The sequence below is a fragment of the Desmonostoc muscorum LEGE 12446 genome (assembly GCF_015207005.2).
Taxonomy (GTDB): domain Bacteria; phylum Cyanobacteriota; class Cyanobacteriia; order Cyanobacteriales; family Nostocaceae; genus Nostoc; species Nostoc muscorum.
On sequence record NZ_JADEXS020000001.1, the window covers coordinates 6,007,718 to 6,019,970 of the forward strand.

Consider the following 12,253-nt stretch of genomic DNA (forward strand, 5'->3'; position numbering starts at 1 on the left):
TATACACCTAATTTACTTGCAATTTTTGGTGCGGTGATAGCCTGAAAATATCAAGATTTTTGTGAAATGGTATTACACGGGGACGCAAAGAGATTTTACAGCAATTTTCAGGTAAATAGACCACGTTGTAGGGGCGCTAAGCTTGGCGCCCCTACCGGGGATTGTGGTTCAAATAGATGAAAAAAGCTGTAAGTTAGATTTCGGAAGTTTCTTGGGAGAACTTCTTATGAATAGTTTTTGCGGATTCTCCATCAGGAGCTACTGTTATGAGATAGTCCATTAAACCATCTGAAAAGGGAAGACGTAAGTGGAAGGTACCATCGGGTTTGATTTTGATGGTGTTACCACCAATGGCTACAGTTGTATTTGGTTCGGTTGCTCCGTGAATAATCAACTCAGCATCTGCAACAAACCAAAAATCTCCCTCAGGACGACTGAAGACACGAATATTAGCTGAACGTGCTATGGTTAACCAGCGATCGCCTTCTGCAAGATAACCAATTTCAGCCATGTAATCACGATCGCTCACAGGAATTGCCACAAAGCGATCGGTTGTTACTTCTTCACATTCGTACTGCTGTACAAGTTGGGGAGTTTGATAACTCAGGTCAATGCCAGTCACATCATAAACCCGCACTGCCAATTGAGAACCACCTTGTTGTCGCAGCGCTTGTTTTTGAGTTGGAGAAATACACCACCAGACATAAGCCCACTTGGGGGTGCGGGGTGTCAAAATAATAGTGCTTTCTTGTTCTGCATCAGATGTTTGGTTCACCACAGGTAAATCTTCCGCCGTGGGATCTGGCTCAACAGGACTGAAGACACGTACAATTGCTGAACGCGCTATGGAGAACCAGCGATCGCCTTCAGCAATATAGCCAATTTCAGCTATGTAGTCGCGATCGTTTGTGGGAATATCCAGGCTTTTGCTGAGTAGTTCTTCGCTTTCATACTGCTCTATAAGCCGGGGAGTTTGATAACTCAAGTCAATACCAGTTGCATCATACAGCCGCACTAGCAATTGAGAAACGCCTTGTTGTCGCAGCGCTGATTTTTGGCTTTCGGAAATCTCCCAAGAGACATCAGCCGATGTATAAGTGCGTGGTGTCAGCACAATAGTACTTGCTTCTTCTACATCAGCTGTTTGATTCACCATAGGTAAATCTTCGATGATGGGATCTGGCTCAACAGGACTGAAGACATGTACAATTGCTGAACGCGCTATGGGAAACCAGCGATCGCCTTCTGGAAGATAACCAATTTCAGCTATGTAGTCGCGATCGGTTGCGGGAATATCCACGTTCTTGCTGAGTAGTTCTTCACTTTCGTACTGCTCTACAAGCCGGGGAGTTTGATAACTCAAGTCAATGCCAGTTGCATCATACAACCGCACTAGCAATTGAGAAACGCCTTGTTGTCGCAGCGCTGATTTTCGGCTTTCGGAAATTTCCCAAGAGACATCAGCCGATCTATGACTGCGCTGTGTCAGCACAATAGTGCTTTCTGCTTCTGCATCAGCTGTTTGATTCACCACAGGTAAATCTTCGACAATGGGATCTGGCTCAACAGGACTGAAGACACGTACAATTGCTGAGTGGGCTATGGGGAACCAGCGATCGCCTTCGGCAAGGTAACCAATTTCAGCTATGTAGTCGCGATCGCCTGCGGGAATATCCAGGCTCTTGCTGAGTAATTCTTCACTTTCGTACTGCTCTACAAGTTGAGGAATTTGATAACTCAAGTCAATACCAGTCACGTCATACAGCCGCACTAGCAATTGAGAAACACCTTGTTGTCGCAGTGCTGATTTTTGGCTAGAGGAAATTTCCCAAGAGACATCAGCCGATCTATGACTGCGCTGTGTCAGCACAATGGTGCTTTCTGGTTGTGCATCGACTAAACCATTAGCTGTTTCGGCTGCTATCGGTGCATTGTCAACCGTACTAGCCCAGGCTCCAATTCCTGCCCCGGCTGCCAGAGCAGCAGCAGCAGCAAAGTCTGGCGATTCTTCCTCTAGCAACTCTACAGGGGGTTCCGCTGCATCTGCTACCACATTGAAGGCATCTTCTGGCAATTCTGACAGTGGGCTGGTTTCCTCAGATAAAGGCAGTTCATCTGTTACCACCTCGCCGGACTCTGATAAGGGTGGATCTTCAGTTGAGGTGATACTTTCTAGCCACTCCAATTCTGCCTTGAGTTCTTCTTGGATGGCATCTTCGCTAACTTCTGTGTCCCAATATTCAAAATCAGAAGTTCCTTTTGGCACATCTGTTAGTTCCGGCAGTGGGTTTGTTTCTTCAGATAAAGGTAGTTCCACATCAGATATTTCTTCTGGAATATTACCCAGTTGAGGATATGGAGTATTTACAACAGCAGCTGGGGCTTCTATATCCCATGCAACTTCGCCGGATTCATGATGAGATATTTCAGTATTATTACTATCTTCAATCGTATCTTCTTTTGTTTCTGTTTCTTTGTCGCCAAAGCTAGACCAAGTAGCTGTTCCGATTCCGGTTGCTAGAGCAGCACCACCCATTAAAGCTGCGGCTCCTAAATTGTTATTCTCTGATAGAGCTACGCTGGGGGTTGTGCCATTACTTGTCTGTTGTAGACTAGTCTCTTCTATAAGGTCAGATGATGTTTGACCATAAATTTGAAAAGGAGTGCGATCGGGGGTTTCTTCTTCCAACTCAAGGGTAGTGCTAGGATTGACCGCAGTTTCCACACCATCTGTGCTGGGTGGATAAGGATTTGGTTGTAGTGAGTTGTCTGTTTTTTCAGGTACGGATGGCCGTCTGCCAAAAACCCACCAGAGTAAGCCTCCTGCTACAGTGGTAACGAACAAAGGTAAGAGCAGCCAAAATGGTGTTTCCCTATTGACAATTGGAGCTTTTTCTGATTCTTCTGCGGGAGCCACAAATGGCTTTTGCTCAAATACAGAAGTAGTTGCATCGGGGGAAGTTGTAGCAGTGGGTGTGGTTTCTGTACTGGGGGAACTTGTGGCAGCAGGTTGTGATACGCTGGCTGCGATCGCAAGAGCTTCAGCAGTTCTAGCTTGTTCTATGGCTTCTTGTCCTGGTGCTGCAAGGGTAAAGCCGAGAAAACTTGCTGTACCTAAGCTGGGATTTTTTTTGTAGATGTAAACTAATGGTTGCGAGAAGGGATATTTGGCATCATCTGGCAAAGTTTGATGTAATTGCAGAACTCGTACACCTTCTAACTTCGATATTTGATTAGCTAGCACATAGCTAATGCCGTCATTGCCCAGTTGTTTGACGATTTCGGCGGTGTTGTCGTCCGTTAGTTGAGTAGCATTTGATCCTGTAGCAAATTTAGCAGCTTTAAAGGCTGGGTAATCACGAAAAGTATCACGAGTATCACTTGTCTCGGGGCGATCGATTACTCGAATCTTCGCGTCAGGGCCGCCCAGTTGTGACCAATTTGTAATTTGTCCCCGGAAAATGCGGGCGAACTGCCTACTAGTTAAACTTTGCTTGAAAGGATTCTCAGCACCAACCACGATCGCAATTTTTTCACGGCGCAAGCGGACTTGTTCTAGTCCTAGTGCTTTTTCTGCTGGCGTTAAACCACGACCAATTGCTGCTATGTCGATTTTGCCATCTAGCAAATCTTTCAGTGCCGTATCAGTGCCACTGGCAGCAATTTCAACCTTTGTGCCCGAAAACTGTTTTTCAAAATTATCTTTCAGACTTTGGTTAATTGCAGCTAAGCTACTTGAACCATCAATTCGCACTGTTGTTCCATTTTCCACTGTTTGCGGCAGTGGGAAAGATGGAGTTTCTGGTGCGGATTGTGCCAGTATGGGTGCTGAAACTACCAGAGTTGCTGCCATTGGGGTCGTAGCTAAAGCAACCCATAATACCAGCTTGACTATTGAAGTATCTTTTTTTTCTTGTTGCCACATAATGCCCGTTATTAAAGTAAAAAATACAAACCCTACCAGTCCATAATCGCTATCTTTTTCACGATTATGGAGGAGACGCGCTAATTATACATCTGAGTTATCTTTAGTTCTAATTACTCCAACGTACTTGCATTGATTTATACTTTCATGAAGCTTGTGTAGCATGATAATTTATACTGTAACTGCAAGAGTCTGTTTACTATAAATTTTTCCAATTTATATTGCAAGTTATACCAACTTGGTAGCTTATGGTGACAGTTATGAATTATTGAATTACTAAAACTGGTAAAGTGTAGCAAATTCAATATTATTTAACAATTAGTAGGGGCGCACAGCTGTGCGCCCCTACTATGTTCATCTGTGCTTAATTATTTTTTCTGTACGTTACCTGTGGGAGAACCGCTATATATTTTTGAGATAACAATGGCAATCTGGTTTATCAATTAGTGATTCCACCAAAGCATTTAGCGCAGTTGCAGCTAAAGCGCCGCCTCCCAAAGTTCCTTCAACTGTAATAAAAGGTATTCGTTGTTGCATCAGTTGTCGCTTAGCGGCGGGAGCGTGGCTAAAGCCGATGGGCATAGCGATTACAAGTGCAGGCTGAATTTTTTGATTGGCCATCGCCACGGAAACTTCTAGCAGCACCGAGGGTGCATAACCAACTACCAGCACGCAACCTGGAGTTACTTGTTGCAATTTTTCTCGCCATTCTTGCTGCTGCCAAAAGGCAAGTTCTGCCTCTGTGGCAGTAGTAATATGAGGATTATCAATCAGAGTTTCAATGCTACATCCCAAGTGAAATAATCGAGTTTGATCCAAAGCAGCAGCAACAGTTTGGGTATCGACAACAATTTGACAGCGGTCAGATAAAGCTTTTCGACTAGCTGCGATGGCATCTCGACTCAATTTAATAAAGGATACCAAACTCACGTCGCCACAAGCCAAAACCAACTGAGAAATTAAGTGTTGTTCAATTTCCGAACGATGAGATAAATCAGGTAATAAGCGTTGTAGCGATTCCGAAAAAGCCTCCGAGTGTGTATGAATTTCGGCATCCAAACCACTCCACAATTTTTCCAGTCCCCCCAATCCGGCTTGGGTTTCCACATCGAGTAACTTGAGTTGTGCTAAGACTTCCGCCTGTATAATTTGACAATGGCGATCGCGTCCTAATAATCCTTCTAATGCTGATGCAGTTTGGCGCAGTTGGGAAATTTGTTGCATCACCGCGCAATATTGCTGCTGGAGTTGCACCATCAGGTTTTGATTTGTATCCGCCTCTGGTTCCACCTCCAAAATGTGGCGGATATGATTTAGCTGAAACCCTTGCTGCTTGAGTGCGACAATCCTTTGTAAGCGCAGGACATCTTTTTGGGTGTAGAGACGATAATTACTTGGCGATCGTACTGGTTGCGGTAGCAGTCCCAATTGATGGTAATGGCGCACCATCCGCGGAGTCAAACCGCCACCCACTGCTTCGGTAAGTTCTTTAATGGTTAAGCAACCAGCGTTCATGATTTACTCCAAAAAGGGCAAAATTCTTTGTAATTCTCCACAAGCCGCCTGAAGAGATGGCGGTGCATTTTCATCTAAGCCTTGGTAACATTGATTTAGCAAGTTTTCTACAGATGGCTTGCAAGCTGACTCATTGGTGAATTTTGAATATTCTGTTTCTTCGTCAACAGTTTCACCTTGTAAATAGTGTATCCAAGTTTCAATATTTCTTTTGGGGATAAATATAGCGATCGCTTCTTGAGGCTGACGAATCTGTTGTGAATCTTCTCTCAATGCATCATCTAATTGCTTCAGCCTTTCCTCAACCGTTTTTTTATCCGCATCAATCAACACTACTAGCATTCCAGAAAGATAGTTTTTACTGCGGTATGCTTTTACCTCTGCGGGATAACGTTTTCTGACAAACTGCTCTCCTGCACCTTTTGGACAAATTGTAATTCGGAGATTTTTATCTAAAATAAAACCTCGTTTTTTGAGAAAATGCCGAGCAAAAACTTCTTGTTGTTTATCCTCACACAGAATTACAATTTGTACTCTACGCTGGCTCATATAGCCATCCTCGCGCAATCAGTTCTGAAATGGGTAATCCAGTATTTTCAGCAACTTCATTACTAATTTTTTTCACCCGCACAGGAGCATTGCTTTGGCGCTCAAACCAATAACCTATAGGTGATGCTAAAAGATAATTAATTAATTCAGGATGATGAGAAATTAATAAAGCCTGGATTTTTTGCTCACTACAAAAGTCATAAAGCTGAACTAGCCAAGGCTGAATTTCCGGTAGCGCTAAAAAATTTTCTGGTTCATCTATACACAACGTGTAATCTTCAGACTGAGTGCAATAAACAAGGGTGTACAGAGCAATTAGCACTTTTTGTCCATCAGATAATTCATTAAAGTAATAATCAATAATATTTTTAGGATTTACAACAGATGCAAATCGTAATTTTAAAGTTGTATAGCCTACGCCGAACTGAGCAAATTTGAAACTAACAAAACCGTCTAAAACATCTTTTAAAACATTTATTAGTTCAGCTACCTTGCCTTGGTCGTGTGAAATATAACGATACCAAGAAATAAAATTTTCCATTTTATGACTCAGTTGTACTTCTTCTTTCTCACTACCATTAATTATCAGACTAGGAATAATTTGTACAATAATAAATCGCTCCATTCGTTGTTTAAACCAGGTCAGCTTTGTCATCTCATTATTTGCCAGCAATAAAGGTAATATGGACTGAGACCAATTAAAAGGATATTTCGGTCCTACAGAATTATTGTCAGAAAAAATTTGAACTTCGCCTCTCTCGAACTTCAATAAAGGTTGGTTATCAAACCACAAACGTTCATATTGTACATGGCGATCTTCTAGATTGTGTTCAATAGCAAGTTCATATTTATAATTGCCATCATTTCCGTCAATTTCTATTTCAAAACGCTGAATTGGTAAAGTTTGCCAGCGAGTGCAGTCAAAAATTGGGAAAAGTCCTTCTACCTTAGCGACGCCACTTACAAAAAGTTGAATTCTCCGTAAAACTTCAAAAACAGTTGATTTACCTGTTCCATTACCACCAAGAAACAGGTTAATCGAGTCAAAATTCATCTCGAAATTTACCAATCCGCGAAAGTTATCTATATATATTCGCTTGAGCATAAATTTTTGCCTCCTAGTGCAATTTTAAACGTAACAGTTAAATCGTCCCATTTACCAACATCCCACTCTTGAAAAATGCTCCAGAAACACAGATAAAGATTTAACTTTGCGTACCTTTGCGCTTCCCTCAGCGCTCCTCTGCGTTTCAAAATCATTATAAAGCTTGACATTAACATTGATGTCAAGGTTTAGCGTGAGAGAGTCCCTGTAAATTCACCTCTCATGCTTTACCCCCAACGTTTCAGCCAATTCACCAGAGAACACGCAGATATCTTAGCAGCCCTAGTTTGTGGGTTGCTGTTATTTCTGGGATGGTTCGCCTTGCATCTTGGCGCTTTGGAATTGGCGCTGCTGTTGCTACCTGCTGCTTATGTAATTGGTGGTTACGAAAGTGCGCGAGAGGGATTGACTACCCTTTTCCAAGAAAAAGAACTCGATGTAGATTTGCTGATGATTGTCGCCGCCGTTGGTGCTGCTAGTTTGGGCTTATGGCGGAGAGAATATCATTTAATTATTGATGGGGCAATTTTGATTCTCATCTTTGCCATCAGTGGCGCACTAGAAGGCTATGCCATGCAGCGAACTGAGCGGAGTATTCGGAGTTTGATGAGTTTGACGCCAGATACAGCAAGGGTTTTGCTTCAGGGAAGGGAAGAGGAAGTTTCTATTAGTCAGCTGAAGGTGGGTGATGAGATTGTTGTCAAACCCGGAGAGTTAATTCCTACAGATGGAATTATTCTGTCTGGTTATAGCACCCTGAATCAAGCTGCAATTACAGGCGAGTCTTTACCCGTGGAGAAAACAGTCGGTGCAGAAGTATTTGCAGGCACACTCAACGGCTACGGTGCATTGCAGATTAAAGTCCACAAACCAGCCCAAAGCAGTTTAATTATGCGGGTGATTCGTTTGGTAGAACAGGCGCAAACACAAGCCCCCCCTTCCCAAGAATTTATTGATCGCTTTGAAAAAAGATATGCCAAAGTTATTGTAATAGCTGGGATATTACTGGCAACTTTACCGCCATTTCTCTGGGGTTGGGATTGGGAAACAACCATTTATCGCGCCCTTACTTTCTTGGTGGTAGCTTCTCCCTGTGCGTTGATGGCTGCAATTATGCCAACGCTGCTTTCAGGAATTGCCAACGGTGCAAGACAAGGGATTTTGTTTAAGAATGGCGCACAGTTAGAGAAGATTGGCAAAGTTCGAGCGATCGCATTTGATAAAACTGGTACCCTGACAACAGGACAAGTGCAGGTATTCCAGGTAATTCCAGCTAGTAAATACACGCAACAAGATGTATTAAAAGCCGCTGCTAGTGTGGAATCATCTTCCGAACATCCCATCGGTAAGGCAATTGTGCAAGCCGCTGTTGATTTGAATTGGGTTGGTGCAGTCGAAGTACAAGCCATACCTGGAAAGGGAATTGCCGGAATTGTCAAAGAACAACAGGTGATTGTTGGGAATGCCGCTTTTGTGCAGCAGTATGTAACAAATTTACCCGAAGAATTGCGACAAATAGCTCAATCTTTCGAGCAAGAAGGTAAAACTGTGGTTTGGGTAGCAGGGGAAGGAGGGGGAGCAGAGGTGATGGGTATTATTGCCATTGCAGATGAGGTGAGAGTGCAAGCAGCAGCGACTATTAGGCGGTTAAAGGAACTGGGAGTTGAACAAATTGTCATGTTAACCGGGGATAATCAGGAAACTGCTAATAGTGTGGCTAAAGCAGTGGGAATTGAACGGGTGTATGCTCAACTTTTGCCAGAAGATAAGCTGGATGTGATTCGTCGTTTACAGCAGAAGTATCAAACTGTGGCAATGGTGGGCGATGGCATTAATGATGCACCAGCCTTAGCGCAAGCATCTGTGGGTATAGCGATGGGAGTATCCGGTAGTGATGTGGCATTGGAAACCGCAGATATAGTCTTGATGGCAGACAAGTTAGAAAAAATTGCTGTGGCGATACATTTGGGTAGGCGATCGCAACTCATAGTCAAACAGAATATAGTCGTAGCGTTGGGTTTTATTGTCTTGCTTTTAGTAGGCAACTTTCTCGGAAATATTAACTTACCCATCGGCGTCATTGGCCATGAAGGTTCCACAGTATTAGTCACCTTGAGTGGTTTAAGATTGCTCAAATAAACTATTCTTCTTTTTTTTCCCGCCTCCTCTAGCTTAAAATTGCTGATTGCTGAGTGATGTTGGGGCTTCAAACCTCTTGTGCCTAGTCCCTTTAATTTTACTTTTTACTCAGCACTGTTTCGTTCAATAAAGCGCATATTTATTGAAACTCAGACCTAGTAATCAATTGAAAATTCTTAAGATTTTCTTTACGAATTAGCTCTTAGACTGTATTGAGAATACGCTGTTATTCTTGATATGATGCGGGTACTTAGAGGAAGAGTAAGATTATCAAAAATAAAGCATTGACTAATAAACATGAGTTTGGTTTAATTATTTTGTCTATAAAGTTTTATACTTAAATAATTAAAAATATTTATTTACAAAATTTTATAGAATGATAATTAATTAACAAATTGTCAAAAAAAAACACAATTTCCTTAAATAAGGAAAGTTTAAAAATGGCTGACTATGCAAGTCTAGTTACATAGGCTTTCAAGTAGTCATGAAAACTTAATCAATCTGGGTCAAAAAACCGAATATTTGATCCTGAATTCTCATGTTTGCTTGGTATTGCCGCAATATCAAGATTAACCAGAAGAATTGCAATCAATACTTCAAATAATCACAAGAGTGAAACCTTTTTGAAAAATTAACTAAAAAAGGAGCAATTTAATGACGTTTAAAGTTACTGGACGAATTTACGTAGCTGAAAGCGGTTTAGGAATTCCTAACTTACTAGTCGAAGCATTTGATAAGGATATTGTCAAAACAGATAAGTTAGGACAAGTTAAAACCAATAGTACTGGCACTTTTGAAATTAACTACACTGAAGCTGATTTTAAAGGCAAATTTGAGAAATTTGAAGGCAATCCTGACTTATTTCTTGTTATCAAAACACCAGACAGTTCAAAAGTCTTGTATTCCACAGAGAAAAATATTCGTCCTGATGCCGGTACACATGAGCATTTTGACGTACCAATTTCTCAAGCTGACATATTACATAAACCGTCAAAAAATGATCAAGACTTGTTAAAACTCCTGATTGGTGTTGCTTGGATTGATGGAGTACTGGAACCTGAAGAAAAAGAATTTTTGCAGCAAGTGGCACAACAAAAAGGATTAACTGAAGATCCAGAAATTAAATCTTTATTATCAAGCAATCAACCCGTCACAGCAGAAGAGTGTTATGGCTGGCTTCAGGCTTATTTAGGAAATTATCCTGACGAAAAAGATTTTCAGGAGTTATACGAAGCTCTCAATTCATTGATGTATACCGAGGGTGTGTTAGATGCTACAGAAAAGGAACTCATACAAACCCTCGCCATCGCCACAGCAGCCCCAACTGGTACTCGCCCTAGTACTTTCCAGCGGCGCTTCATGAGCGCTTTGATGGATAGCAAATTTCTAGCTAACGTCTTACAGATGGAGCGGTCATCAGTAGTCAATAAAGGGCCTTCGGTTACTGGCTACTATGCACGTGTACCTTACCAAATTTTGAGCCGCCTCAGCACTACTGCCAGAGTTAATGCCCTGGCAGAAGATATGGCAGATTTTTATTTGACTGACAACTTTGCCCCAGTCAAACAAGAAGTAACTGCTGACAACCTCACCGTCATCGGTGAACTACCCGAAGGACTCAATGGCATATTTCTCCGCAACGGCCCTAACCCCCAATTCGGGCCTATCGGACTCCATCACTGGTTAGATGGGGATGGAATGCTCCACGCAGTAAATATCAGCAATGGCAAAGCCAGCTATCGCAACCGCTACATTCGCACAGAGGGATTTGAGATTGAGCGAAAACAAGGTAAGGCAATTTGGCCAGGTTTGCTCAACCTGCCTCGGTTTGATGCTCCTTATGGCTTGATGATGAAGAATACTGGTAACACCTCAACTATATGGCACGCAGGTAAACTGCTGGCACTATGGGAAGCTGGCGCACCTTATGAAATTCGTCTTCCCGACTTAGAAACTGTTGGCGTACATACCTTTAACAGTAAGCTTGCTTCTACCTTTACAGCTCACCCAAAAGTCGATGCCGAAACAGGTGAAATGATTGTAATTGGCTTTGCACCTATCGCTCCCCCTTATCTGGAATACAGCGTGGTATCCGCAGAGGGCGAAATGTTGCGAACCGTACCTATTGATATACCTTCGCCAGTGATGATGCATGATTTTGCCATCACTCAACACTATACCCTTATTCTGGATATGCCGCTCGTCTTCAGTCCTATGCGGATTATGCAGGATCAATTACCCATTAAGTTTGAGAAGCAAAACCCCAGCCGCATCGGGGTTCTACCTCGCCACGGCGATAACCGAACTATCCGCTGGTTCAATATCTCCACCTGTATGCTCTACCATGTTGCTAACGCTTGGGAGGAAGGCAACGAAGTAGTACTTATCGCTACCAGGGCACCTGATACCTATCTGTTTATTCCTCAGAAAGACAACGGAGAAGGTGGAGATACTGAATTTGAACATTTCCGGCTGTATCTCTATCGAATCAACTTGGCAACGGGTGTTGTAAAAGAAGAATTGCTCAATAACGATGATACCGCCACAGAATTTCCTCGGATTAACGATAACCTAACTGGGCGAAAAACACGTTACGTCTACGCATCCCGACAAGCTACTTACATGAGACCTAGACTTTTGTTGGATGGTCTGATCAAGTATGATTTGGAAACTGGTAGCAGCCAAGTACATGAATTTGGTCGGGGACGCTTTGGTGGTGATAGTGTGTTTGCGCCTCGTCCTGGTGCTACTGCTGAGGATGATGGCTGGTTGCTGACTATGGTTTGGGATGCACTAGCGAAAAAGTCTGAGCTATTGGTGATTGATGCCCGAAATATTACAGCTCCACCTGTGGCGCAGATATTGATGCCCCAGCGTGTTCCTTACGGCTTCCACGCTAATTGGGTTTCTGAAGCACAGATGGCAACTCAATAAGGTTAATAGTAGGTCTATCTAAGCAGTGTAGAGGGCGATGCACGATTAATGCGATCGCCCTCTACAACTCTCTTGGCTCAACTGCA

6 protein-coding genes are annotated in these 12,253 nt (G+C 42.7%); 2 read left to right on the forward strand and 4 right to left on the reverse strand.

Annotated elements, in window-relative coordinates:
* Positions 1-193: 193 nt before the first annotated feature.
* The 4 genes from IQ276_RS25350 to IQ276_RS25365 all read right to left on the reverse strand — a co-directional run bounded on the left by IQ276_RS25350 (position 194) and on the right by IQ276_RS25365 (position 7,094).
* Complete coding sequence (locus tag IQ276_RS25350; protein WP_193915864.1) at positions 194-3,925, reverse strand: DUF4912 domain-containing protein; 3,732 nt, start codon at positions 3,923-3,925, stop codon at positions 194-196.
* Positions 3,926-4,327: 402 nt separating this feature from the next.
* Positions 4,328-5,440, reverse strand: a complete 1,113-nt coding sequence (locus tag IQ276_RS25355) for a precorrin-8X methylmutase (RefSeq protein WP_193915867.1) — start codon at positions 5,438-5,440, stop codon at positions 4,328-4,330.
* A 3-nt stretch (positions 5,441-5,443) separates the two neighbouring features.
* Positions 5,444-5,989 carry a hypothetical protein gene (locus IQ276_RS25360; RefSeq protein ID WP_193915870.1) on the reverse strand — a complete coding sequence of 182 codons (546 nt, stop codon included), beginning with the start codon at positions 5,987-5,989 and terminating at the stop codon, positions 5,444-5,446.
* Positions 5,976-7,094 carry an AAA family ATPase gene (locus IQ276_RS25365; RefSeq protein ID WP_193915874.1) on the reverse strand — a complete coding sequence of 373 codons (1,119 nt, stop codon included), beginning with the start codon at positions 7,092-7,094 and terminating at the stop codon, positions 5,976-5,978. Before IQ276_RS25365 ends, IQ276_RS25360 begins: the two co-directional genes overlap by 14 nt.
* Positions 7,095-7,316: 222 nt before the next feature.
* On the opposite strand from IQ276_RS25365, the gene IQ276_RS25370 reads away from it, so the two are divergent.
* Positions 7,317-9,233 (forward strand): heavy metal translocating P-type ATPase, encoded by a 1,917-nt coding sequence (locus tag IQ276_RS25370; RefSeq protein WP_193915877.1) that lies wholly within the window; start codon positions 7,317-7,319, stop codon positions 9,231-9,233.
* Between the two features lie 654 nt (positions 9,234-9,887).
* On the forward strand, positions 9,888-12,167 hold the full coding sequence (locus IQ276_RS40745; RefSeq protein WP_193915880.1) for a carotenoid oxygenase family protein: 2,280 nt from the start codon (positions 9,888-9,890) through the stop codon (positions 12,165-12,167).
* Positions 12,168-12,253: the final 86 nt, after the last annotated feature.